The sequence below is a fragment of the Achromobacter semiaridum genome, from assembly GCF_053543755.1.
Genome location: NZ_JBLVOL010000004.1, coordinates 40795 through 66547, shown reverse-complemented (window position 1 = coordinate 66547; position 25753 = coordinate 40795). Strand labels below are relative to the sequence as shown.

Here is a 25753-nt window from a genome sequence, read left to right as displayed (position 1 = left end):
CCCCGATTTTTTGCTGTGTATAGATGTGCCTATATATAGATGACCAAAATATAAGCTGCCGAAAAAAGGCGTGCAGGCACTTTACAGCGTGCCGTCGCGGCGTGCTTCCAGCAGTTCCCAGCGCGCAAACTTTTCTTCAAGCTCGCTTTCCAGCTTGGCCAGTTCGCCGTTGATGCGCTCGACTTCCGCCGGCGCGTCGCGGTAGAGGCTGCCGTCCGCCAGCTTGCCGGCCAGTTCCGCCTGCTGCGCCTCCAGCGCGGCGATGGCATCGGGAAGGCCTTCAAGCTCGCGCAAGTCCCACGCATTGATCTTGCTGGCCTTGGCCGGCTTGGCACGAGCGACCTTCGCGCGCGCGGCGCTTTCGTCAACGGGCTTGGCGGTGGCTTCCACATCGGCTTCCAAGGCGGCGGGCGCGGGGCGTTGCGCCACCCATTCATCGTATCCACCGACATAATCGCGCCAGCGTCCGTCGCCTTCGTAGGCGATGGTCTGCGTGACAACGTTGTTCAGGAAGGCGCGGTCGTGGCTGACGAGCAGCACCGTGCCGGCATATTCCTGCAACAGCTCTTCCAGCAGCTCAAGCGTTTCGATGTCCAGGTCGTTGGTCGGTTCGTCCAGCACCAGCACGTTGGCAGGGCGGGCGAACAGGCGCGCCAACAGCAGGCGGGCGCGTTCGCCGCCGGACAGGCTGCGCACGGGCGAGCCGGCGCGGGCGGGCGAGAACAGGAAGTCGCCCAAATATGTCATGACGTGTTTGCGGGTGCCGCCGATTTCGACCCATTCGCTGCCCGGGCTGATGATGTCCACCAACGACGCGTTCTCATCCAGCTGCGCGCGCATCTGGTCGAAATACGCGACGGCCACATTGGTACCCATCCGCGTCGTGCCACTGTCGGGCTGCATCTCGCCCAGGATGAGCTTGAGCAACGTGGTCTTTCCGGCCCCGTTGGGCCCGATGATGCCGATGCGGTCGCCGCGCAGGATGGTGGTGGAGTAGTCGTTCACCACCACCTTGTCGCCAAAGGTCTTGCCCACATGCTCAAGTTCGGCAACCAGCTTGCCCGAACGTTGGCCTTCGGCCAGGGCCAACGAGACGTCGCCAATACGTTCACGACGTTCAGCGCGCTGGACGCGCAGGCTTTCCAGGCGGCGCACCCGGCCTTCATTGCGGGTGCGGCGCGCCTCGACGCCCTTGCGGATCCAGACTTCTTCCTGCGCAAGCAGCTTGTCGAAGCGAGCCTGTTCCAGGCGTTCGGATTCCAGCCATTGGGCCTTGCGTTCCTGCCACTGCGAGAAGTTGCCGGGAAAGCTCAACAGACGGCCGCGGTCCAGTTCAACGATGCGGGTGGTGACGGCATCCAGAAAGCGACGGTCGTGGGTGATGATGACGGCGGCGCCGCGCCAGCCGCGCAACATCTCTTCCAGCCAGGCAATGCCTTCGAAGTCCAGATGGTTGGTGGGTTCGTCCAGCAGCAGCAGGTCGGGTTCTTCAACCAGGGCGCGTGCCAGGGCCACGCGCTTGCGCGTGCCGCCAGACAGGCCGGCGATTTGCACGTCCGCGGGCAAGCCAAGTTTTTCCAGCATGGCACGCACGCGAGAGGGGCGTTGCCAGTCTTCGTGGTCGCCTTCCACGTTGCAGACCACGTCGAACACCGTGGCGTTTTCGTCCAGCTCGGGTTCCTGTTCGACGGTGGCCACGCGCAACCCCGAGCTGCGGGCGATGTCGCCGTCGTCAGGCAGGGTGCGGCCGTCCAGCAGTCTCAGCAGCGACGACTTGCCGGCGCCATTGCGGCCGATCAGGCCAATGCGCTCGCCGGCCTGGATGGCGAAGTCGGCATGGTCCAGCAAGGGGTGGTGGCCATAAGCCAGCTGAATGTCGGTCAGGGTGATGAGGGTAGCGAGGGCCATGTAGTCGGTCTTTTCTGCGGCTTCTAAGCGGATCAACGCGTATTGTCGCAGGAACCTCGGCAAGCCGTTGAACGGGCCGGGACCCTGACGTGTGGGGGACAGTGCCGCCACCTGTAATAGAATACGAACCGCAAGACGGGTCGGGCGATCGCGGTGGATGCGAATCCATCGAGGAAGGTCCGGACTCCACAGGGCAGGATAACGGCTAACGGCCGTCCGGCCGCGTCCTCGGACGCGGTTGAGGAATAGGGCCACAGAGACGAGACTGGGAAGCGGGCGCGCTTTGCGCGCACAGGTACGGCCATCTCCGTATCGCGTCGTTCGGCAACGAAAGACGGCGTCTCAGGGTGAAACGCGGCAACCTCTATCCGGAGCAACATCAAATAGGCATGCGTGCGACCCTCGGGTCGCGAAGGGCGGCTCCGTCCAAGCATGCGGGTAGATGGCTAGAGCGGCTCAGCAATGATCCGCGCAGAGGAATGATCGTCCGCCAGGGCAACCTGGTGTACAGAATCCGGCCTATAGACTCGTCTTGCATCGAATATTCCCACTCGCGTGGCGCCAGGCATCAACGCCTGGCCGCCCGGCATGCGCCGCCGATTTTTTCGGCGCGCCAAAATGGGGCGTTCGGCGGGAAGCCTTGCCAACCGGTGCAAAGGACGCGGCGTAAAACAATGCAAAGGCATCGTTAGCCGCTACTTCTGACGAAGGACTTTTAGTGTATCTCGCAACCTCCTGATAAATCAGGAGGTTTTTCTTTTTGCGGTTTTACATATTGGCCTAAGTCCTTGTTGTGATTGAAAAAATTGCAACCACTCGCTTGACCGCCCCATTGCCATACCGTAGAGTGGGAAATAGTAGGAAATTGTGCAATTAAGTGGGGTAAAAGTGGTGTTTCAGGGAAGCAGCGCACTCACGCTGGATGCGAAGGGGCGGATCTCGATCCCGACCCGGCATCGTGACGCGCTCATGTCGCAGGCCGATGGCCGGCTGACCCTGACACGCCACCCTGACGGCTGCTTGCTGGTGTACCCGCGGCCTGAATGGGAAAAGAAGCGCGAGCAGATCGCCGCTTTTCCCATGACGGCTCGTGCGTTGCAGCGGCTGTTGCTGGGCAACGCTCAGGACGTCGAACTGGATGGCTCCGGCCGGGTCCTGATCGCTCCTGAACTGCGCAACGCTTCCGGTATGACGCGCGATGTGATGCTGCTCGGTCTGGGCGCGCACTTCGAGCTGTGGGACGCCGCTACTCTGGCCAGCCGCGAGGCGGAAGACTTGGCCAAGGGTATGCCGGATGTGTTGAACCAGTTTTCGTTCTGAAAAAGTTTATGGAATTCGAACATCGGCCCGTTCTGCTGGAGCCGACGGTGGACGCGCTACTGCTGCCAGACTTCGGCGGCAAAGGCGCGACACGGTCGCACTCCGAGACCGAGCCGGATACGGCTACGCGGGCGGAACGCGGCGTGTTTGTCGACGGCACTTTCGGCCGCGGCGGGCACAGTCGCGAACTGCTTGGACGGTTGGGCAAGTCCGCGCGGCTGGTGGTGTTCGACAAGGACCCCGAGGCGATCGCGGTAGCCAATGCGTTGGCGGCTGCGGACCCGCGGGTCACGGTAGTGCATGGCGGCTTTGCCACCATGGCTGAAGAATTGCAGCAGCTTGGCATCGACAAGGTCGATGGCGTGATGCTGGATCTGGGCGTGTCGTCGCCTCAGATCGATGATGCCGAGCGCGGCTTTTCGTTCATGCGAGACGGCCCGCTTGATATGCGGATGGACACCACTCGTGGTCCCACGGTGGCGGAATGGCTGGCGCAAGCCAGTGTGGATGAGATGCGGGAGGTCATAGCGGATTATGGCGAAGAACGGTTTGCTTTTCAGGTTGCAAAGGCGATTGCTGCTCGCCGCGCAACAAGGCCGCTGTGCACCACGCTCGAGCTTGCCGAGTGCGTCGCCAGCGCCGTCCGCACGCGCGAAAAGGGGCAGCATCCGGCCACACGCACCTTTCAAGCTTTACGGATTTACATCAATCGGGAACTCGAAGAGCTCGCGCGCACCCTCGCGGCAGCTCTAGACCTGCTTGCCCCGGGAGGGAGGTTGGCGGTGATCAGCTTTCATTCGCTTGAAGACCGCATGGTCAAGCAGTGCATCGTGGCGGCGGCTCGGCCGGCCGCCGCGCATGCACGCCTGCCGCTGCGCGAAAGCGAAATGCCCCAGCCTATCCTGCGCTCCCTAGGTCGGGTCCAGGCTGAAGACGACGAAGTCTCCGGCAATGCCCGCGCCCGCTCTGCTGTCTTGCGCGTGGCCGAACGCACCGAAACGCCGCTGCCCCCCGAGGGCGGTTTTGCGTTTGTGAAGATCGGCTCGTTGCCTGGCAGCGACCTGGCTCCGCCGCCTCGCCGCGGTGGCAAAGGGGGGCGGCGCTGATGGGTCGTGTCAACCTGATCGTTGCGGCGCTACTGATGCTGTCGGCCATTTCGCTGGTCACCAGTCGGTATCAGTCGCGCCAGCTTTTTGTTGAGCTGGGACGCGATCAGGCGCAGGCGCGCGACCTGGAAACCAACTGGCGCCGCTTGCAGCTTGAGCGCGCCGAATTTGCCCGCAATGCGCGGGTGGATGCTATCGCACGCGACGGCCTGAAGATGATCTCCATCGTTCCGGACCGCACCCTGTACGTGAACCAAGCGCCCGTCTCCTCCACCGGAGGCGCGCAATGAAACGCGTTCCCTTCTTCGATAACCCTGTACTGCGCGGGCAATTGCCCTCGTGGCGCGCGCGCCTGGTGCTGATTCTGCTGTTTGGCGGTTTCACGGTGCTGGCTGGGCGCGCTTTGTTTTTGCAGGGTTTGTCGACGGAGTTTCTGCAACAGCAGGGCGAACGCCGCTACGAACGCACGCTGACGTTGGCCGCCACGCGCGGCAAGATCATGGATCGCAACGGCGCGGTGCTGGCCTCAAGCGTGCCCGCACGCGCCATCTGGGCGATCCCGGAAGACGCCAAGCAGGGCACGCCCGCGCAAATGGACGCGCTGGCCAAGTTGCTGGAAACGCCCGTGGCCGACCTGCGCCATCGTTTGGTCGACGAAGACAAGAACTTTGTCTACCTGAAGCGTCAGGTCTCGATGGACGTGGCGGACAAGATCAAGCAGCTGAACATGCCGGGCATTCATCAGCAGCCCGAAACGCGCCGCTACTATCCCGACGGCGACGTGATGGCCCATGTGGTGGGCTTCAACAGCGTTGAAGACCAGGGCCAGGAAGGGGTTGAGCTTACGTTCAACCAGCAATTGCAGGGGCGCCCGGGCAGCCGCCGCGTCATCAAGGACCGGCTGGGCCGCGTCATCGAAGACGTGCAGGCCGTGACGTTGCCCGTTGACGGCCGCGACCTGCGCCTGTCCATCGATACCCGTTTGCAGTACCTGGTGTTCAAGGAATTGAAGGACGCCATGGAAAAGCACCAGGCCAAGGGCGCTACCGCCGTGGTCGTGGACGTGCATACCGGCGAAATCCTGGCGTTGGCCAACGTGCCGACGTTCGACCCGAACAAGCGTGAGACCTTTCATGGTTCCAAGCTGCGCAACCAGGCTATTACCGATACGTTCGAGCCCGGTTCCATCATGAAGCCGTTCACGGCCGCGCTGGCGCTGGACCTGGGTCGCATCACGACGTCCACGCTTTTCGAAACGGGCAATGGCCGCTTCACCTATCAAGGCAGCACGATCAGCGACGTCAGCCGCAATGGCACGCTGGACGTTGCCGGGGTGTTGCGCAAGTCCAGCAACATCGGCATGACCATGATCTCCGAGAAGCTGGAATCCCGCGAGATGTGGGACCGCTTCACCGAATTGGGCTTGGGCCAGGCCCCTCAAGTGGGATTCCCCGGCGCGGCGCCCGGCCGTTTGCGTCCCTGGGACCGTTGGCGCCTGATTGAAAAAGCCACCATGGCCTACGGTTACGGCCTGTCCGTGTCGCTGCTGCAAGTGGCGCGCGCTTACACCGTCTTCGCCCGTAACGGCGACATGGTGTCGCTGACGCTGGTCAAGCGCGACAGCGATCCCACCAGCGTCAAGATCTACACCCCCAAGACCACCGCCATGGTGCGCGCGATGCTTGAAGCCGCCGCTGGTCCCGAAGGCACCAAGGCCGCACAGGTGCAGGGCTATCGCGTGGCCGGCAAGAGCGGCACCGCACGCAAGATTGTCGACGGCAAATACAGCATGCAGCGCTACCGCAGCTCGTACGTGGGCTTTGCGCCGGTTTCCGATCCGAAGATCGTCGTGGCCGTGTCCATCGACGAGCCCACCGTAGGCGGTTATTACGGCGGCGCCATCGCCGCGCCGGTGTTCTCCCACATTGTGGGCGGAAGCCTCCGGTTGATGGGGGTGCGGCCCGACGCGCCTTTTGAATCCACGATTGTTGCTGGTCTCAAGGAGCCAGGCAGATGAGCGCCAACGGCTTCCTCTCTACCCCTGTCGCCACGGTTGCTGAAACCGTGGCGTGGTTGCATGCGCGCGTCTCGTTGACCGCGCATCTGAAACTGGACTCGCGCGATATCGAGCCGGGCGACGTGTTCGTTGCCTGCCCGGGCCTGTCCAGCGACGGACGTCTCTATATAGACAAGGCATTGGCGCTTGGCGCCAGTGCCGTATTGTTCGAAGCGCCCGCCACCGAAGCGCTACAGAATGCCGCGTCGGGTACGCCGATGCTGCCGGTCACCGGCCTGCGCGCCTTGCTGGGCGAGCTGGCCGACACCTGGTACGGCCGCCCGTCGGCCGCGCTGGCAGTGGTGGCCGTAACCGGCACCAATGGCAAGACGTCGTCGGTGCAATGGATTGCGCACGCGCTCAGCCGCAACGACAAGCCTTGCGGCACCATTGGCACCTTGGGCGCCGTGCTGCCCGACGGCCGCACGCTGGGCGGCGACCTGACCACGCCCGACGTCCTGACCGTGCACCGCACGCTGGCCGCGATGCGCGATGCCGGCGCGCAGGCCGTGGCGATGGAAGCGTCGTCAATTGGCATCGAACAAGGCCGCTTGGACGGCGTGCGCGTGGCGCTGGCCGCCTTCACCAATCTGACGCGCGACCATCTTGACTACCACGGCACGATGGAACGTTACGAAGCCGCCAAGGCTCGGCTGTTCCAATGGCCAGGCCTGACCGCCGCCGTCGTCAATGCCGACGACGAAGCCGGCCTCCGCCTGCTGGCAAGCCTGCCGCAAGGCATGGCCACGATGGGCTACAGCCTGAGCGATTCGCCCGACATCCCCGCCGCGATGCGCGCGCGGGACTTGCAGGCCACTTCGCAGGGCCAGATCTTTACGTTGGTGTCCCCGCACGGCGAAGCCCAGATCGTGACGCGCCTGCTGGGCGCGCACAACGTGTCCAACCTGCTATTGGTGGCCGGCGTGCTGTACAAGCTGGGCCTGCCGTTTGCACAGATCGCGCGCGAATTGGCCGCGACGGATCCGGTTGACGGGCGCTTGCAGACCGTGGAGCCGATAGCTGTGTCTCCCCAGTCTTCCGCCGGCCGAGGCGCGCTGGTGGTGGTGGACTACGCGCACACGCCGGATGCCTTGTCGCGCGCATTGACCGCGTTGCGCCCCGTGGCCGTCGCCCGTTCCGGCCGCTTGATCTGCCTGTTCGGCTGCGGCGGCGAGCGCGATCCGGGCAAGCGCCCCGAAATGGGCCGCATCGCCGCGCAGCTGGCTGATCACGTCGTCGTGACCAGCGACAATCCGCGCACCGAATCCCCGCAAGCCATCGTCGATCAAATCCTGGCCGGCATCCCGGAAACGACGCACGCCGACGCCCAAGTTGATCGCGCGCGCGCCATCATGCAGACCATCTGGTCCGCCGCGCCTGACGATGTCGTGCTGCTGGCCGGCAAGGGCCATGAAACGTATCAAGACGTTGGCGGCGAAAAGCTGCCCTTTGATGACCGCGAGTGGGCGCGCCTGGCGCTGCTGCTGCCGCAGGTCAAGGGCGTGTCCACCGATACCCGCCGTATCGGCCCGGGCGAACTTTTCGTGGCGCTGGTCGGCGAGAATTTCGACGCGCATAACTATCTGGACCAGGCCGAAGGTCGGGGCGCGTGCGCGGCCGTCGTGGCGCACGCCGTGTCGGACGCCAAGCTGCCGCAAGTGGTGCTGGGCGATACCCGCATTGCGCTGATGCGCATCGGTGCCGCGTGGCGCGCGCAGTTCACGCTGCCCGTGGTGGCGGTAACCGGCAGCAACGGCAAGACGACCACCAAGGAAATGATCTCGGCGATGTTAGCCGAATGGCAGGGCGAGTCGGGCCGTTTGGCCACCGCCGGCAATTTGAACAACGACATCGGCGTACCGCTGACGCTGCTGCGCCTGCGCGCCGAACATCGCGCCGCGGTGTTCGAGCTGGGCATGAACCACCCGGGCGAAATCGCGCAGCTGGCCGACATGGCCGCGCCCACGGTCGCTTTGGTGACCAACGCGCAGCGCGAACACCAGGAATTCATGCACACCGTGGAAGCGGTGGCGCACGAAAACGGCGCTGCCATCGCCGCCTTGCCGGATGACGGGGTTGCCGTGTATCCCGGGGACGAACCGTATTGCGCCATTTGGGACGCGCTGGCCGAACCGCGCCGCGTGCTGCGCTTCGGCTTGCAGCCCGGGCTGGACGTCTACGCCGAGCAGATCCTTGCCGACGTGGGCTCAACGCGTTGCCGCGTTGTGACGCCGGTGGGCGTGGCGGACCTGGTCTTGCCCGTGCCCGGTTTGCACAACCTGCGCAATGCGTTGGCCGCCATCGCCAGCGCCATCGCAGCAGGCGCGCCGCTGGACGTTACCGTGCGCGCGTTGGCGGGCTTCGCGCCGGTTGCCGGCCGCATGCAGCACAAACAACTAAGCGACGGAACGTTGCTGATCGATGACACCTACAATGCCAACCCCGATTCGGTTCGCGTGGCCATCGACGTGCTGGCGCGAATCGCCGGCACGCGTGTCCTGGTGTTGGGCGACATGGGTGAAATCGGGGACAACGGCCCCGCCTTGCACGCCGAGGCGGGCCACTATGCGCGCGAGCAAGGGCTTGACGCGTTGATCACGCTGGGCGACGCCAGCCGGGCGGCCGCGGCCGCATACGGACCCGGCGCGCAAGCGTGCACATCGGTAGACGAAGTGGTGGCCGCCTTGCGCGGCTTGCGCCCGTCCAGCGTATTGATAAAGGGATCGCGCTTTATGCGCATGGAGCGGGTAGTGAAGGCTTTTTCCACGAACGACGAACAGACGGCCAAGGCGCAGGGAGAGCAGCATGCTGCTTGAGCTAGCCCGTCTGCTTTCCGATGATGTGCGCGCCCTGGGCGTGTTCGAATACATCACTTTGCGCGCCGTGCTGGCGTGCGCGACGGCGTTGCTGATCGGTCTGGTGGCCGGTCCGCGTGTGATACGCAAGTTGACCGAAATGAAGATCGGCCAGGCCGTGCGCGCCTATGGTCCGGAAACGCATCTGGTCAAGACCGGCACCCCCACGATGGGCGGCGTGCTGATTTTGATTTCCATTGCCATCAGCACGTTGCTGTGGGCCGACTGGACCAACCGTTTCGTGTGGGTGGTCCTGCTGGTCACGTTCGGCTTCGGCTGGATCGGCTGGATGGACGATTACCGCAAGGTCGTCTATCGCGATCCCGAAGGCATGCCCGCGCGGCAGAAATTCTTCTGGCAGGCCACCATCGGCATGGTGGCCGCGGTGTACCTGGCGTTTGCCGTGTCGGCCCCCGCCAACACCGACCTGTGGCCCTTGTTCAAGGCCTGGGTCGGTAGCGGCTTCACGATGTCGCTGCCGACGCGCGCCGACCTGATCGTGCCGTTCTTCAAGTCCGTCAGCTATCCGCTGGGCGTGCTGGGATTCGTGGCGCTGACCTGGGCCGTGATTGTTGGCACCAGCAATGCCGTGAACCTGACCGACGGCCTGGATGGCCTGGCCATCATGCCCACCGTGATGGTGGGCAGCGCGCTGGGTATCTTCGCCTACGTGGTCGGCCGCGTCGACTATTCCAAGTACCTGCTGTTTCCATACATCCCCGGCGCGTCCGAACTCATGGTGCTGTGCGCGGCGATAGGGGGCGCGGGACTCGCCTTTTTATGGTTCAACGCGTATCCGGCCCAGGTCTTCATGGGCGACGTCGGCGCGCTTGCCCTGGGCGGCGCGCTGGGCACCATCGCGGTCATCGTGCGCCAGGAAATCGTGCTGTTCATCATGGGCGGCGTGTTCGTGGTGGAAACGCTGTCGGTGATGATTCAGGTGACGTGGTTCAAGTACACCAAGCGACGTTATGGAACAGGTCGACGCATATTCCGCATGGCCCCGCTGCATCATCACTTTGAAGTGGGCGGCTGGAAAGAAACCCAGGTGGTCGTGCGTTTCTGGATCATCAGCATGATGCTGGTGCTGATTGGCCTCTCAACCCTGAAGTTGCGATGAATACGATGGAAACCTCCCGCGCTGACGCGCCGCTTGTCCTGATCCTTGGATTGGGCGAGACGGGTGTCGCCGCCGCACGCTGGTGCGCCCGCCTGGGCGCCCGCTTGCGCGTGGCCGACACGCGCGCTGAACCGGGTGGGCTTGCCGCGCTGCAAGAGGCGCTGGCGCAAAGTGATGTGCATTACCACCTGGGATGCGATGCGTCCTTTGATACGGCCCTGCTGGATGGCGTGACGCAAATCGTCCTTAGCCCCGGCCTGGCGCCCACGCAAGCGCCTGCCGCTGATCTGCTGCGCGAGGCCGAAGCCCGCGGCATCGAGGTGCTTGGCGAAATTGAATTGTTTGCCCGCGCGTTGGCCGATCTGGCCGAAACGCGCGAATACCGTCCGCGCCTGTTGACCGTCACCGGCACCAACGGCAAGACCACCGTCACCGCCCTGACGCGCGACTTGATCGACGCCAGCGGCCTGTCGGTGATCGCCGCCGGAAACATCAGCCCGGCCGCTCTGACCGCGCTGATGGACGCGCTGGACAACGATGCGCTGCCGCAGGTGTGGGTGCTCGAGCTGTCCAGCTTCCAACTGGAAACGACGCGCTCGCTGATGGCCGACGCCGCGGTCGTGCTGAACGTGACACAAGACCACCTTGACTGGCATGGCGGCATGGAATCCTACGCCGCTGCCAAGGCCCGCATTCTGACGATGGCGCGTATCGCCATCGTCAACCGTGATGACCCGCTTACCGTGGCCATGGTGCCTACCTTGAACGCGCTGAACGTGCGCAGCTTTGGCCGAGACATGCCCGAGCTGGTCGGCGACATGGGCCTGGAACTGGGCCAGGGCGTGGCTTGGCTCGTTGCCTGCGAACCCAGCGATTTCGACGAACCCGCACCGCCCACGCGTCGCAAGAAAGACGCGCCCGAACCGGTGCGCGCCAACGGTCGCAAAAGCCGCCTGATGCCCGTGGACGCGTTGCGCATTCGGGGCATCCACAACGCCTTGAACGCGCTGGCCGCCCTGCAACTGGCCCGCTGCCTGGACCTGGGCTGGGGCGCCATGCTGCGCACGTTGCGCGAATACGCGGGCGAACCGCATCGTGCAGCGTTCGTACGCCAGATCGGCGGCGTGGACTACATCAATGACAGCAAGGGCACCAACGTGGGCGCCACGGTGGCCGCGCTGGAAGGCCTGGGCCAACCGGTCGTGCTGATTGCCGGCGGGCAAGGCAAGGGGCAGGACTTTTCGCCTCTGATCCCCGTGGTGTCGCGCCATGCGCGCGCCGTCATGCTGATCGGCGTGGACGGCCCCGAGATCGGCCGTGTGCTGGCGTCCACCGGCGTCAACTGCATCACCGTTGACTCACTGCATGCCGCCGTGCGCGGCGCGGCCGATCTGGCGCAGCCGGGCGACGCCGTGTTGCTGTCGCCGGCGTGCGCCAGCCTGGATATGTTCCGCAACTATCCGCACCGTGGGCAGGTTTTCATGGAAGAGGTCGAAGACCTGGCACGCGACCGCGGAGAAGTGGCATGAGCCTGATCGCCGACCTCACCGCCAGCGTCAATGCCGTACGGCCCGGCCGTACCAAGATGCGCAACTTCGATCTGCCGCTGGTCATCGCGGCGTCGACCTTGTTGCTGCTGGGCTTGCTGATGGTGTATTCGGCGTCGATCGCGTTGGCCGACGGCCCGCGCTACGCGTCCTATGGCCGCTACTACTTCGTGATCCGCCATGGCCTGTTCGTCAGCGCCGGCCTGGTTGCGGGCGCGGTAGTGCTGGCCATCCCGATCCGGGTCTGGCAGCGCATGGCGGTGCCGCTGTTCGTGGTGGCGATGGTGCTGCTGGTGGCGGTGCTGATCCCGGGCATCGGCCGCGAAGTCAACGGCGCGCATCGCTGGATCCCGCTGGGTCCGCTGAACTTTCAGCCGTCTGAATTGATGAAGCTGGCGGCCTTGCTTTATGCCGCCGACTACACGGTGCGAAAGCAGGAACACATGCAGGCGTTCGCGCGCGGCTTTTTGCCGATGGCCTTTGCGTTGGCCGGCGTGGGCATGCTGCTGCTGCTTGAGCCCGACCTGGGCGCCTTCATGGTGATCGTGGCCATTGCCATCGGCATCCTGTTTTTGGGCGGCATCAACGGCAAATACTTCAGCAGCCTGCTGGCCGTCTTGGTCGGCACCTTCCTGATGCTGATCTGGCTGTCGCCGTGGCGCCGGGCGCGCCTGTTCGCGTATCTGGACCCCTGGAACGAAGACAACGCCTATGGCAGCGCCTATCAGCTGTCGCATTCGTTGATCGCGCTGGGCCGTGGCGAATGGCTGGGCGTGGGCCTGGGCGCCAGCGTGGAAAAACTGCATTACCTGCCCGAAGCGCACACCGACTTCCTGATGGCGGTGGTGGGCGAAGAACTTGGCTTTGCCGGCGTCATGCTGGTGATCACGCTGTTCGCCATCATCGTCTACCGCGGCTTCGATATCGGGCGTCAGGCCATCGCCATGGAACGCACGTTCGCGGGCCTGGTGGCGCATGGCGTCGCGATGTGGTTCGGCGTGCAGTCCTTTATCAACATGGGCGTGTGCCTGGGCCTGCTGCCCACCAAGGGCCTGACCTTGCCGCTGATGAGCTACGGCGGTTCGGGCGTGGTGATGAACCTTTGCGCGCTGGCCATGCTGATCCGGGTTGACGTCGAAAATCGCGTGATGATGCGTGGGGGACGGGTATGACCGCCGCGCGCACCATCCTGATCATGGCCGGCGGCACCGGCGGCCACATCATGCCCGGTCTGGCCGTGGCCGATGTGTTGCGCGCGCGGGGCTGGCGCGTGATGTGGTTGGGCAACCCGGACAAGATGGAAGGCAAGCTGGTGCCGCCGCGCGGTATTGAACTGGTGCCGCTGCGCTTTCAAGGCGTGCGCGGCAAGGGCGCGTCCGCGCTGCTGAAACTGCCGTTCCTGCTGCTGCGCGCCTTCGCGCAAGCCTGGTCGCGCCTGGCGGACGTGCGTCCCGACGTGGTGCTGGGCATGGGCGGCTACGTGGCGTTCCCCGGGGGCGTGATTGCGGCGCTGCGCGGCACCCCGCTGGTCGTGCACGAACAGAATGCCGTTGCCGGCACCGCGAACAAGTGCCTGGCAAAGATGTCGCGCCGCGTGCTTAGCGGCTTCCCCGACGTGCTGCCCAAAGGCGAGACGATGGGCAACCCGGTGCGCGCCGACCTGTGCGCGCTGCCCGACCCGGCCATGCGTTACGCCAGCCGCTCCGGTCCGTTGCGCCTGCTTGTCGTGGGGGGAAGCCTGGGCGCGCAGGCGCTGAATATTGCCGTACCGCAAGCGCTGTCGCGCTTGCCGCAGGATCGCCGCCCGGTGGTTGTCCATCAGGCCGGCGAACAACATTTACCCGCGCTGCAACAAGCCTACGCCCAGGCGGGCGTGCCGGCCGATTGCCGCGCGTTCATCGAAGACATGGCGGGCGCCATGGGCGATGCCGACCTGCTGATCTGCCGCGCGGGCGCCATGACGGTGTCTGAAGTAGCGGCCGCGGGCGTCGCCGCGCTGTTCGTGCCGCTGCCGCATGCCATCGATGACCACCAGACCGCCAATGCACGCTTCTTGAGCGATGCAGAGGCCGCTTGGCTACAGCCGCAATCCGCCCTGACGCCCGAGTGGCTGGCGGACTGGCTGGCCCAGCGTTCCCGACAAGAACTCGAAGCCGTTGCCGTCCGTGCCCGCGCGCATGCGCAGCCGGAAGCCGCGGCCCATATCGCCGATGTCTGCGAACAAGCAGCGGGGCGTTCATCATGAAACACAGAATTCAACATATCCATTTCGTGGGCATCGGTGGCTCGGGCATGAGCGGCATTGCCGAGGTCCTGCTCAACCTGGGCTACACGATTAGCGGTTCCGACCTGAACGAATCTGCGGTCACGCGCCGCCTGGCCGGTCTGGGCGTGAAGATCGCCATCGGTCACGTGGCCAGCAACGTTACCGGCGCGGCCGCCATCGTCACGTCCACCGCGGTGGCGGGCGACAACCCCGAAGTCATCGCTGCCCGCGCCGCGCGTATCCCCGTGGTCCCGCGCGCCATCATGCTGGCCGAGTTGATGCGCCTGAAGCGCGGCATCGCCGTGGCCGGTACGCACGGCAAGACCACCACCACCAGCCTGGTCGCCAGCGTGCTTGCGGCCGGCGACCTGGACCCCACATTCGTGATTGGTGGCCGCTTGAACTCGGCCGGCGCCAACGCGCGGCTGGGGCAGGGCGACTACATCGTTGTCGAAGCCGATGAGTCCGACGCGTCGTTCCTGAATCTGCTGCCGGTGATGGCCATCGTGACCAACATCGACGCCGACCACATGGACACCTACGGGCACGATGTGGCGCGCCTGAAAAGTGCCTTCATCGAATTCACGCAGCGCCTGCCGTTCTATGGCAGCGCCGTGCTGTGCTCGGACGACGCCAATGTGCGCGAGATCATGCCCTTCGTGTCGCGCCCGATCACCACCTATGGCTTGAACGAAGACGCGCAGGTGCGCGCTTATGAAGTGCAGCCGTCCGGCACGCGCATGCGCTTTAACGTGCAGCGCACGCATCGCGACACGCTGCTGCCGCCGCTGCAAGTGGAACTGAACCTGCCCGGCCTGCATAACGTGCGCAACGCGCTGGCCGCGATTGCCGTTGCAACCGAGCTGGGCGTGTCCGATGACGCCATCCGCGATTCGTTGGCCGCCTTCAAGGGCGTGGGCCGCCGTTTCACGCAGACGGGCGAATTTCCGGTGCCGGCCAGCCATGGCGGCGGCACCTTCACGGTGATCGACGACTACGGCCATCACCCTGTCGAAATGGCGGCCACGCTGGCTGCCGCGCGCGGCGCCTGGCCCGATCGCCGCATCGTGCTGGCCTTTCAGCCGCACCGCTACACGCGCACGCGGGATTGCTTTGAGGATTTTGTACGGGTGCTGGGCACGGCCGACGCCGTGTTGTTGACCGAGGTCTACGCCGCCGGCGAACCGCCGCTGGTGGCCGCCGATGGCCGTGCGCTGTCGCGCGCGCTGCGAGTGGCCGGCAAGGTCGAGCCGGTGTTCGTCGAAGACGTGGCTGAACTGCCGCAGGCTGTGGTCGACTTCGTGCGCAACGGCGACGTCGTGATCGTGATGGGAGCGGGTTCGATCAGCAAGGTCCCCGCCCAAGTAGGAGAACTGGCATGAGCGCGCAATTCGGCAAAGTGGGTGTGTTGTACGGCGGACGCTCCGCCGAGCGCGAAGTGTCGCTGATGTCCGGCAAGGGCGTGCAGCAGGCGCTGGCCAGCGCCGGCGTGGACGCGCACCTGTTCGACACGGGCGAACGCAGCCTGGCCGAATTGGCCGCCGAAGGCTTTGACCGCGTCTTCATCGCGCTGCATGGCCGCTACGGCGAAGACGGCACGATTCAGGGCGCGCTGGAATTGCTGGGCATTCCGTACACCGGCAGCGGCCCGATGGCGTCCGCGCTGGCCATGGACAAGACCATGACCAAGCGCGTGTGGCTGCAAAACGGCCTGCCAACGCCCGAATTCGAAGTGTTGGATGCCGACACGGAACTTCGTCTGGTGCCGGATCGTCTGAGCCTGCCGCTGATCATCAAGCCGCCGCATGAAGGGTCGACCGTGGGCATCACCAAGGTCGTTGGCTATTCCGACATGAAAGAGGCGTATGCCGCCGCCGCGCGCTTTGACAGCGTGGTGCTGGCCGAACAATTCATCACCGGTCGCGAGCTGACGGTGGCGGTGCTGGGGTCGGGCAAGGGCGCGCGCGCGCTGCCCGTCATCGAGATCGCCGCGCCCGGTGGCAACTACGACTACGAACACAAGTATTTCTCGGACGACACGCAGTACTTCTGCCCGGCAACGCTGCCGGACGGCGTGGCTGAAGAAGTCGCCGCAATTGCCGTTAAGGCCTATCAGGCGCTGGGCTGCGAAGGCTGGGGCCGCGCCGACTTCATCCTCGACCGCGACAACCGGCCCTGGCTGCTTGAAATGAACACCTCGCCTGGCATGACCAGCCATTCTTTGGTGCCGATGGCCGCGAAGGCCGTGGGGATCAGCTACGCCGAACTCTGCGTGGCGATTTTGTCCGAGGCCTCGTGCAAAGTGCACAGCGCCCCGCGTAACGCTTGACCTGGATAATCCGTGTGGAACGACGCTCGCACTACCAACCTGATCGCCAACACGCTAGCCGTGCTGGCGGTTTGCGCCATGCTGATCGCGGGCGTGGTCTGGGTAGCGCAACGCCCGTTCTTCACGCTGACGGCCATCGAGCTGGAATCGATGCCGGACACCGAATTGCACTACGTGTCGCCGCAAGCGGTGCGCTCGGCGATCGCGGGCCGCTTCAAGGGCAACTTCTTCACGGTGGACCTGGACGACGCGCGCGAGATCTTCGAATCGGTGCCGTGGGTACGCCATGCCACCGTGCGTCGCATCTGGCCCAACGTGCTGCGCGTGCGAATCGAGGAACAGCAGCCCTTGGCGCTGTGGAACGAAAACCAGATGATCAACACCTGGGGCGAAGCGTTCACGGCCAATACGGGCGAGGTGGACGACGAAACCGTACTGCCGCAGTTCTCGGGCCCCGAGGGCACGGAATCGCTGGTGGTGCAGCGCTACGCCGAATTGGCGCGGTGGTTCGCGCCGCTGGACATGCATGTCAAACAGTTGGAGCTGAGCCCGCGCTATGCCTGGCGGGTGGTGCTGTCCAACGGCATGCTGCTGGACCTGGGCCGCGACCCGGGCGCCGACGCGCCGGACCCGCATGGCCTGCCCGGCGCCTTGCCGTTCGCGGCTCGTATTCAACGCTTTGTGCAGGCGTGGCCCGTCGTGTCAGGGCGCCTGGAAGGGCGCACCATCACGCAGGCCGACCTGCGCTATCCGAATGGTTTCGCCCTGGCGCTGGCTCCGTTGCCCGCGTCGGAAACCAAATCCAAATCCACACCGAAACCTCCCAAGAAACGCTAACGCCATGACCCGTGACATCAAGGACCTTATCGTCGCCCTCGATATCGGCACCAGCAAGGTGGTGGCTGTGGTGGCTGAAATTTTGCCCGAAGGGCGATTCGAAGTGCTTGGCCTTGGCCAGCATGAATCGCGCGGCATGCGCAAGGGCGTGGTCGTCAATATCGAGACCACTGTGAATTCCATTCAGCGCGCGCTTGAAGAAGCCGAGCTGATGGCAGATTGCAAGATTCGCGACGTCTACACCGGCATTGCCGGCAGCCATATCCGCAGCTTCAATTCCAGCGGCATGGTCGCTGTGAAGGACAAAGAAGTCACCGCCACCGACGTTGCCCGCGTCATCGAGACCGCCAAGGCGGTGAACATCCCGACCGACCAGCAAGTGCTGCACGTGCTGACGCAAGAGTTCATCGTTGATGGCCAGGAAGACATCCGCGAGCCCATCGGCATGAGCGGCCTGCGCCTGGAAGTGCGCGTGCATATCGTGACCGGCGCGGTCAGCGCCGCGCAGAACATCGTCAAGTGCGTGCGCCGCTGCGGCCTGGAAGTGCAGGACCTGATTCTGCAACCGCTTGCCTCCAGCCTGGCCGTGCTGACGGCGGACGAAAAAGAACTGGGCGTCGTGCTGGTGGACATCGGCGGTGGCACCACCGATGTCGCCATCTTTACCGGCGGCGCCATTCGCCACACCGCGGTGTTGCCGATTGCCGGCGACCAGATCACCAACGACATCGCGGCCATGCTGCGCACGCCGACGCCGGACGCCGAAGAGATCAAGCTGCGCTACGGCGTCGCCAAGCAGGTGCTGGCCAGCCCGGACGAATCCGTCGAAGTGCCCGGCCTGGGCGATCGCGGCCCGCGCCAGGTCAAGCGCCAGGCATTGGGCGCCGTGATCGAGCCGCGCGTCGAAGAACTTTTCACGCTGGTGCAGCAGGTGGTGCGCGATTCAGGCTACGAAGATCTGCTGGCATCGGGCGTTGTCCTGACCGGCGGTTCGGCGCAGTTGCCCGGCATGATCGAACTGGCCGAGGACGTGTTCCTCAAGCCGGTGCGTGTGGCGGTACCCGAATACGAAGGAAGCTTGGCCGACGTGATGCGCAATCCGCGCTTCTCGACGGTCATGGGTTTGTTGCAGGAAGCACGGATGCAGCGTGTGCGAGGTCGCAAGGTCGCCGCTCAGACAGGCAATTTCAAAAGCCTGCTGGCGCGCATGAAGGAATGGTTCATGAATTAAAGAGGAAGGGGCAGGTTGGGGCCTGCTCCTTGGAATGCGGCGCGGCAGTATCGCGGGGCGGACCAGAAAGGAGAGGCGTCTCAAACCCGTCGCGGACCATAGCAGTCGGCATCGGCTTTGAGGCGATTCACAAAATATAGGTTGTTGGGGAATTTTTGTGATTTGCAAAATCGGACTTGTGAGGGAGTCATCATGATGAACTTTGAGATGCTTGAGAACAACACCAAAGGGACCGTAATCAAGGTCGTTGGTGTGGGCGGTGCGGGCGGCAATGCCGTCGCGCACATGATTCGCAGCGGCGTGCACGGCGTGGATTTCATCTGCGCCAACACCGATGCGCAAGCACTGGCGGCAACCAATGCCCCGGTGCAGATTCGCTTGGGCCGTACCGGCCTGGGCGCGGGCGCCAAGCCCGAGCAGGGACGTGCGTCGGCTGAAACCGCGCGCGAGGAGATCCGTGCTGCGCTGAACGGCGCTCACATGGTCTTCATCACCGCCGGCATGGGCGGTGGCACCGGCACCGGCGCGGGTCCGGTCGTGGCCGAAGTGGCAAAGGAACTGGGGATCCTGACCGTTGGCGTGGTCACCAAGCCTTTTACGTTTGAAGGCAACAAGCGCCTGAAGATGGCCGAGGACGGCATTGCCGAACTGGCCAAGCACGTGCATTCGCTCATCGTGGTGCTCAACGAGAACCTCTATGAACTGATGGACGAGGACGCGACGCAGGAAGACTGCTTCCGTTCGGCCGACGATATCCTGCACAACGCTTGCGCGGGCATCGCCGAAATCATCAACGTCGAAGGTAACGTCAACGTCGACTTCGAAGACGTCAAGACGATCATGGGCGAGCAGGGCCAGGCCATGATGGGCACGGCATCGGCATCGGGCGCGGACCGCGCACGTGTCGCCGCCGAGCACGCCATTGCTTGCCCGTTGTTGGAAGGCGTGGACTTGAATGGTGCGCGCGGCGTGCTGGTCAACATCACCGCCAGCCGCTCGCTGAAGATGCGCGAAACGCGCGAAATCATGGAAACGATCCGCAGCTATGCTTCGGACGACGCGACCGTGATCTTCGGCACGGCCTACGACGAATCCATGGGTGAAAACCTGCGCGTGACCGTGGTTGCAACCGGCCTTGGCCGTGCGCAAGCGCGTCCGCAACTGGTGCAAAGCACGGCTGAAGTGCTGCGTACCGGTACCGACAACATGCCCATGGGCACGATGCCGGCTGGTCAAGGTGGCGATTACCGCAATCTGGATATGCCGTCTGTCATGCGCAACCCGCGCAGCCAGGCGTCGGCCCAGGTGCGTGCGTTGGAAAGCTCGGGCATGGATCATTTCGACATCCCGGCATTCCTGCGCAAGCAGGCGGATTGAACGAAAGAGCCGACGACAGGCTCTGAATCGCAACTCCCTCATCTCCGGCTCGCTTGTCCCCGCGGGCGAGCCGGAGGCGGAGCGGTCCGTGTTTCCCTTGCACGGTTCTATAAAGGGACGGAAGTATCGGTCGATCTGGGTTGCTTGATGGCGCCAAGGATCGGACAGCGTTACAATACGTCAGTTACGCCGGCAATCTGTACTCTTCGTGCCGGCTTCCTGGCTCTAATACCCAAGCATCATGTTCCGACAGCGCAGCATTCAGAATCTAGTCCGCACGACAGGCGTCGGCGTCCACTCCGGACGGCGGGTAGAGCTCACCCTGCGTCCGGCACAGCCCAATACGGGCATTGTTTTCCACCGTGTTGATTTGCCCGAAGTCGTGGACCTGCCTGCTCAGGCCACCGGTGTCGGTGACACGCGCATGGCGTCCGTCCTGCAACAGGGCAACGTCCGCGTATCCACGGTAGAGCACCTGATGTCGGCATTGGCCGGCCTGGGTATCGACAACCTGCATATTGACCTCACTGCCGAAGAAGTCCCCATCATGGACGGCAGTGCGGCAACCTTTGTTTATCTGTTGCGCTCGGCGGGCATCGTCGAGCAGAACGCGCCCAAGCAGTTCATCCGCGTCAAAAAGACGGTGGAAGTGCGCGAAGGCGAAGGCCGCAACGAAAAATGGGCCCGGCTGGAACCGCATGAAGGCTACGCGCTGGCCTTCTCGATCGATTTCCGCCACCCCGCCATTGATTCCACCGCCAATTTTGCCGAGATCGATTTCGCCACGCATTCGTACGTGCGCGAAATTGCGCGCGCGCGCACGTTCGGGTTCGTCAATGAAGTGGAAGCGCTGCGCTCGATGGGCCTGGCCCGTGGCGGCAGCCTGGACAACGCCATCGTCATGGACGAATACCGGGTGCTGAACAGCGACGGGTTGCGCTATGACGATGAATTCGTGAAGCACAAGATCCTGGACGCCATCGGCGACCTGTATCTGTTGGGCAAGCCCCTGGTGGCGCGCTACGTGGCGTGCAAGTCGGGCCACGGCCTGAACAATCAGTTGGCCCGCGCGCTGCTTGCTCAGCAAGACGCGTGGGAACTGATCACCTATGAATCGCAGGCTGAAGCGCCGCAAGCCTTCCGCCACGAATGGAAGCTGGCGTAACGCCGGGTTCCTGATGGGATGCGGGCGGGGGCGCGATGCCCCGATTCCGTCCGCTTACCGCCTTGTCCCACTAATGGACGGGGCCGGTCACCATCCCCTGATGCAACAGCCGCCATCCGGCTCCAAACCATCGTCGTAGTCCGACAAGAACTTGGTTTCGCTTCGTTTCCGTGCGCCGTGCGCGCCGGACAAAGCCGGATAGCTTCAGCTACTCTTGTGGTGCCTCAAGAGCTTGGCAACCGCGTCGGCCAACGGGCCGGGGCGTAGTTTTTCGTGCAGCGTTTCGAACGCACCCAAGGCGGTATTGCCCAGGGGCTGCGCCTCTTTGGGAGGGCGTGGCTGACGGGCGCCGGGCTTCGGTAACCCCGCTTGTACCTTGACGGCAATTTCGTTAAGGTTCCAGCCTTGATCGGCCAGGGCACGCGCCACGCGCGGCGCCAACTGACGCATCTTGGCTGCGTGCGCGGCACTGGGCACCACCAGATGCAGGCACTGGTTTTCCAGTTTGCCCACCTGGCAGACGGCACCTAGCGGGGCGGGCAGAACTGCCGCCACCGCATACTGAATTTGCAAGTGCTTGCGGGCAGTCGCCAACACTCCGGCGCCCCGCATGTCATGACCCAGCCATCCCAGAGCGGTATTTTCTTTCCGCCGGCTGGAACTGGAACGTTGACGGTATGAAGTGGGTCTATTCATCCCGGCTCTAGAGAATTAGGAAGCAATCTTGAAAATCGTGATTATGCACGCCCGCGACGGGCGGGACGGGCATTTCACCCTGGGTGGCGCGCGGCTGGCGTTGCTGCTTGGGGCCGCGCTGATGACAGCCGCCATCTTCGGCGCCGCGCTACAGCGCTACCTTACTCCCATCCTGCCCGCGGTACACGCCGTGGGCTGGCCTCTGGCGCAACAGCCGGGCCGCGATACCGATTTCCTGCGTGGAAACATGAATTTGCTGGCCGCCAAGGTGGGCGCCCTGCAAGCCAAGCTGGTCAGTATCGACGGCTTGGGCCAGCGCGTGGCCAAGGTGGCGGGCGTGGCGTACACCGATCCCGAACTGGCCAAGCAGTTGGCCGTGGCGCAGCCCGAAGCGCTGACCCAGCCGGAAGCGACCCAGGTCATGGATGACCTGTTCACCGATCACCCACCGCCCAGCGCGGCATCCGCCGAAGCCCTGGGCCGCCAGCTGGACGAAATTCAGGCGCGGCTGGCGCAGCAGTCCGACAACCTGAAGCTGCTGGACGCGGCGCTGACCAAGCGGTCGGCCGACCAGGCCCGCATGCCCACGGCGATGCCCATCACCGACTACCCCTATCTGACTTCTTCCTACGGCTGGCGCCGCAATCCGGTGACGGGTCGCACCGCCATGCACGAAGGCCTGGACTTCGCGGCGCCTTCCGGAACCCCGATCCTGGCCGCTTCCGGCGGCGTGGTGCTGGAAGCCAAGTTCCAGCCCGGCTTTGGCAATATGGTCGAAATCGACCATGGCGATGGCCTGATCACCCGCTACGCGCATGCGTCGTCGCTGATGGTCAAGCAGGGGCAGTTGGTTGAACGCGGCCAGCAAGTGGCTCGCGTGGGCAGTTCCGGACGTTCGACCGGGCCGCATCTGCACTTCGAGGTCCGCCTTGCCGGACAGCCGCTGGACCCCCGTTTGTTCCTGGGATCGCAGCAGAACGCGCCGCCCGCCGTGGCCCAAGCCGCGGCGACTGAACCTGCGGCGCGCTGACCGGTCAAACCGGTCATCTTCAGCACTCTGGCCATAGGGCCAGGCTATTACGCGCCAGGTGCGTTAAACTGGTTCGTTTCCCAGCGGACCCCGCTCAACCAATAAATCAAAGTCACGGGAGGCGCTGCCCTTGCCCTTTGCAGGCGCGGCGTGGCTCGTGCGGCCGACATACGCATGGTTTCTCTGCTCAAAAAACTCATAGGTAGCCGCAACGACCGGCTGCTTAAGCAGTATCGCAAGCTGGTAACCCAGATCAATGGGCTCGAGCCCAAGATTTCCGCGCTTTCCGATGCGGAGCTGGCGGCCAAAACTGACGAATTCCGATCCCGATACGCCCAAGGTACGTCGCTTGACGACCTGCTGCCCGAGGCTTTCGCCGTCGTGCGCGAAGCCGGCAAGCGCGTGTTCGGGATGCGCCATTTCGACTCTCAGTTGCTGGGCGGCATCGCGCTGCATAGCGGCAAGATCGCCGAAATGCGCACGGGGGAAGGCAAAACGCTGATGGCGACGTTGCCCGTTTACCTGAATGCATGCGCCGGCAAGGGCGTGCACGTGGTGACGGTGAACGACTATCTGGCCCGCCGCGACGCGGAATGGATGGGGCGCCTGTACCACTTCCTGGGCATGACCACGGGCGTGGTGGTGCCGCAGCAGCCTAACGAAGAGAAAAAGGCCGCTTACGCCGCCGACATCACTTACGGCACCAATAACGAATTCGGTTTCGACTACCTGCGCGACAACATGGAATACCGTGTTGAGGACCGCCGCCAGCGCGTGCTGTTCTACGCCATCGTCGACGAAGTGGACTCGATCCTGATCGACGAAGCCCGTACGCCGCTGATCATTTCGGGCCAGGCCGAAGATCACACCGAGCTCTACATCCGCATGAACGCGGTGCCGCCGCTGCTCAAGCGCATGGCCAGCGAGCCCAAGCCGCAAGAGCCGGAACCCGAAGGCGATTACTGGGTCGATGAAAAAAGCCAGCAGGTTTACCTGTCGGAAGCCGGTCACGAGAATGCCGAGGCCATTTTGGCCCGTTTGGGCATCCTGCCGGAAGGCGAATCGCTGTACGACCCGCGCCACATCGCCCTGATGCACCACCTCATGGTGGCCCTGCGCGCTAACAACCTGTTCTTCCGCGACCAGCAATACGTGGTGCAGGACGGCGAAGTGGTGATCGTCGACGAATTCACGGGCCGCCTGATGGTGGGCCGCCGTTGGTCCGATGGCCTGCACCAGGCCGTCGAAGCCAAGGAAGGCGTGAAGATCCAGCACGAGAACCAGACGCTGGCATCCATCACGTTCCAGAACTACTTCCGCATGTACGAAAAGCTGTCCGGCATGACCGGTACGGCCGATACGGAAGCGTACGAATTCCAGGAAATCTACGGGCTTGAAACGGTCATCATCCCGACCAACAAGCCCATGATCCGCAAGGACCAGAACGATCAGGTCTTCAAGACCGATCCGGAAAAGTACAACGCGATCCTCGAAGACATCCGCGACTGCCACGAGCGCGGCCAGCCCGTGCTGGTGGGCACGACCAGCATCGAAAACTCCGAGCTGCTGTCGGGCCTGCTGAAAAAGGCCAAGCTGCCGCACGAAGTGCTGAACGCCAAGCAGCACGCCCGCGAGGCCGAGATCGTTGCCGAAGCCGGCAAGCCGGGTCACATCACCATCGCCACCAACATGGCCGGTCGGGGTACCGACATCGTGCTGGGCGGCAGTGTGGACAAGCAGGTTGACCTGATCCGCGCCGACGAATCGCTGTCGGAAGCCGAAAAGAATGCGCGCATCGAGAAGATCCGTGCCGAATGGAAGCCGCTGAACGAGCAGGTCAAGGCCGCCGGCGGCCTGCGCATCATCGGCACCGAACGCCACGAATCGCGCCGTATCGACAACCAGCTGCGCGGCCGCGCCGGCCGCCAGGGTGACCCGGGCTCGTCCCGTTTCTACCTGTCGCTGGAAGACTCGCTGATGCGCATCTTCGCGGGTGACCGCGTGCGCGCCATCATGGAACGCCTGAAGCTGCCCGAGGGCGAGCCCATCGAGGCGGGCATGGTGACGCGGTCGATCGAAACCGCGCAGCGCAAGGTGGAAGGCCGCAACTTCGACATCCGCAAGCAATTGCTGGAATACGACGACGTGGCCAACGACCAGCGCAAGGTGCTGTATGCGCAGCGTAACGACGTGCTGGAAGCCGCCAGCGTCAGCGCCACGGTGAACAACCTGCGCGATGCCGCCGTGGTTGAACTGTTCAACACGTACGTGCCGCCGGAATCGGTCGAAGACCAGTGGGACGTGCCCGGCCTGCAAAAGGCGCTGGAAGGTGACTGGCACCTGCACCTGCCGCTGACGGAAATGCTGGAGAAGGAATCCAACCTGACCGACGAAGACCTGCGCGAACGCGTGGTGGCCGCGGCGCGCGATGCGTACCAGGCCAAGGTCGATCAGGTGGGCGTTGAATCGTGGTCGCAATTTGAACGTTCGATCATGCTGCAATCGATCGACACGCACTGGCGCGAACACTTGTCGTCGCTGGATTACCTGCGTCAGGGCATCCATCTGCGCGGTTACGCACAGAAGAACCCCAAGCAGGAATACAAGCGCGAAGCCTTCGAATTGTTCTCGGGCATGCTGGATCGCATTCGCGATGACGTCGTGCGCGTCTTGATGACGGTGCGCGTGCAATCGTCCGAGCAGGTCGAGCAAGCGGAAGCGGAAGCGGCGCAATCGCACGTGCAAAACGTGCAATACCACCACTCCGACTACGACGAGGCACTGGCCCAAACGGAATCGGACGACAGCGCCCAGCCCGTGCGCAACGCGCTGCCCAAGGTTGGCCGCAACGACCCGTGCCCGTGCGGTAGCGGCAAGAAGTACAAGCAGTGCCACGGCAAACTGGTCTGA

General features: G+C 64.2%; 19 protein-coding genes and 1 other RNA gene. 18 read left to right on the top strand and 2 right to left on the bottom strand.

Annotated features, from left to right (window positions below):
• Nucleotides 1–81 precede the first annotated feature (81 nt).
• On the bottom strand, nucleotides 82–1908 hold the full coding sequence (locus tag ACNPP0_RS01250; protein ID WP_448704800.1) for an ATP-binding cassette domain-containing protein: 1827 nt from the start codon (nucleotides 1906–1908) through the stop codon (nucleotides 82–84).
• Nucleotides 1909–2040: 132 nt separating this feature from the next.
• Between ACNPP0_RS01250 and rnpB the strand changes: the two genes are divergently transcribed.
• From rnpB to lpxC, 16 genes are all read left to right on the top strand, one after another.
• An RNA gene (rnpB, locus tag ACNPP0_RS01245) (RNase P RNA component class A) lies at nucleotides 2041–2446 on the top strand.
• A gap of 353 nt (nucleotides 2447–2799) precedes the next feature.
• Complete coding sequence (gene mraZ, locus ACNPP0_RS01240) at nucleotides 2800–3228, top strand: division/cell wall cluster transcriptional repressor MraZ (protein ID WP_006226256.1); 429 nt, start codon at nucleotides 2800–2802, stop codon at nucleotides 3226–3228.
• A gap of 8 nt (nucleotides 3229–3236) precedes the next feature.
• Complete coding sequence (gene rsmH, locus ACNPP0_RS01235; RefSeq protein WP_448704799.1) at nucleotides 3237–4334, top strand: 16S rRNA (cytosine(1402)-N(4))-methyltransferase RsmH; 1098 nt, start codon at nucleotides 3237–3239, stop codon at nucleotides 4332–4334.
• Entirely contained in the window at nucleotides 4334–4624 is a 291-nt protein-coding gene (gene ftsL, locus ACNPP0_RS01230; protein ID WP_332613020.1) for a cell division protein FtsL, read from the top strand. Before rsmH ends, ftsL begins: the two co-directional genes overlap by 1 nt.
• Entirely contained in the window at nucleotides 4621–6351 is a 1731-nt protein-coding gene (locus tag ACNPP0_RS01225) for a peptidoglycan D,D-transpeptidase FtsI family protein (RefSeq protein WP_332613018.1), read from the top strand. The genes ftsL and ACNPP0_RS01225 overlap by 4 nt, the downstream gene beginning before the upstream one ends.
• The gene (murF, locus tag ACNPP0_RS01220) at nucleotides 6348–9206 is read left to right on the top strand and encodes a bifunctional UDP-N-acetylmuramoyl-L-alanyl-D-glutamate--2,6-diaminopimelate ligase MurE/UDP-N-acetylmuramoyl-tripeptide--D-alanyl-D-alanine ligase MurF (protein WP_448704798.1); all 2859 of its coding nucleotides are present in this window, start codon (nucleotides 6348–6350) and stop codon (nucleotides 9204–9206) included. The genes ACNPP0_RS01225 and murF overlap by 4 nt, the downstream gene beginning before the upstream one ends.
• On the top strand, nucleotides 9196–10365 hold the full coding sequence (mraY, locus tag ACNPP0_RS01215; RefSeq protein WP_046804320.1) for a phospho-N-acetylmuramoyl-pentapeptide-transferase: 1170 nt from the start codon (nucleotides 9196–9198) through the stop codon (nucleotides 10363–10365). Before murF ends, mraY begins: the two co-directional genes overlap by 11 nt.
• Nucleotides 10362–11894 (top strand): UDP-N-acetylmuramoyl-L-alanine--D-glutamate ligase, encoded by a 1533-nt coding sequence (gene murD / locus ACNPP0_RS01210; RefSeq protein WP_448704797.1) that lies wholly within the window; start codon nucleotides 10362–10364, stop codon nucleotides 11892–11894. Before mraY ends, murD begins: the two co-directional genes overlap by 4 nt.
• Nucleotides 11891–13084, top strand: a complete 1194-nt coding sequence (gene ftsW, locus ACNPP0_RS01205) for a putative lipid II flippase FtsW (protein ID WP_332613012.1) — start codon at nucleotides 11891–11893, stop codon at nucleotides 13082–13084. The genes murD and ftsW overlap by 4 nt, the downstream gene beginning before the upstream one ends.
• The gene (gene murG, locus ACNPP0_RS01200) at nucleotides 13081–14157 is read left to right on the top strand and encodes an undecaprenyldiphospho-muramoylpentapeptide beta-N-acetylglucosaminyltransferase (protein WP_332613010.1); all 1077 of its coding nucleotides are present in this window, start codon (nucleotides 13081–13083) and stop codon (nucleotides 14155–14157) included. Before ftsW ends, murG begins: the two co-directional genes overlap by 4 nt.
• Nucleotides 14154–15560 (top strand): UDP-N-acetylmuramate--L-alanine ligase, encoded by a 1407-nt coding sequence (murC, locus tag ACNPP0_RS01195; protein WP_046804316.1) that lies wholly within the window; start codon nucleotides 14154–14156, stop codon nucleotides 15558–15560. The genes murG and murC overlap by 4 nt, the downstream gene beginning before the upstream one ends.
• Nucleotides 15557–16507, top strand: coding sequence for a D-alanine--D-alanine ligase (locus tag ACNPP0_RS01190; protein WP_332613008.1), 951 nt, complete (start codon nucleotides 15557–15559; stop codon nucleotides 16505–16507). Before murC ends, ACNPP0_RS01190 begins: the two co-directional genes overlap by 4 nt.
• Nucleotides 16508–16519: 12 nt before the next feature.
• The gene (locus ACNPP0_RS01185; RefSeq protein WP_046804314.1) at nucleotides 16520–17344 is read left to right on the top strand and encodes a cell division protein FtsQ/DivIB; all 825 of its coding nucleotides are present in this window, start codon (nucleotides 16520–16522) and stop codon (nucleotides 17342–17344) included.
• A gap of 4 nt (nucleotides 17345–17348) precedes the next feature.
• Nucleotides 17349–18575 carry a cell division protein FtsA gene (ftsA, locus tag ACNPP0_RS01180; protein ID WP_006217473.1) on the top strand — a complete coding sequence of 409 codons (1227 nt, stop codon included), beginning with the start codon at nucleotides 17349–17351 and terminating at the stop codon, nucleotides 18573–18575.
• Nucleotides 18576–18767: 192 nt separating this feature from the next.
• Nucleotides 18768–19952: a cell division protein FtsZ gene (gene ftsZ, locus ACNPP0_RS01175; RefSeq protein WP_046804312.1), complete on the top strand. Its 1185-nt coding sequence runs from the start codon at nucleotides 18768–18770 to the stop codon at nucleotides 19950–19952.
• 241 nt (nucleotides 19953–20193) lie between these two features.
• A complete protein-coding gene (gene lpxC, locus ACNPP0_RS01170; RefSeq protein ID WP_046804311.1) occupies nucleotides 20194–21117 on the top strand; it encodes a UDP-3-O-acyl-N-acetylglucosamine deacetylase in 924 nt (307 codons plus the stop codon).
• A 204-nt stretch (nucleotides 21118–21321) separates the two neighbouring features.
• Here the strand turns inward: lpxC and ACNPP0_RS01165 are convergent, their stop codons facing one another.
• Nucleotides 21322–21729 carry a DciA family protein gene (locus tag ACNPP0_RS01165; protein WP_006217476.1) on the bottom strand — a complete coding sequence of 136 codons (408 nt, stop codon included), beginning with the start codon at nucleotides 21727–21729 and terminating at the stop codon, nucleotides 21322–21324.
• A 127-nt stretch (nucleotides 21730–21856) separates the two neighbouring features.
• Between ACNPP0_RS01165 and ACNPP0_RS01160 the strand changes: the two genes are divergently transcribed.
• Both ACNPP0_RS01160 and secA read left to right on the top strand, forming a co-directional pair.
• Complete coding sequence (locus tag ACNPP0_RS01160) at nucleotides 21857–22843, top strand: M23 family metallopeptidase (RefSeq protein WP_448704801.1); 987 nt, start codon at nucleotides 21857–21859, stop codon at nucleotides 22841–22843.
• 174 nt (nucleotides 22844–23017) lie between these two features.
• A complete protein-coding gene (secA, locus tag ACNPP0_RS01155) occupies nucleotides 23018–25753 on the top strand; it encodes a preprotein translocase subunit SecA (RefSeq protein WP_332613003.1) in 2736 nt (911 codons plus the stop codon).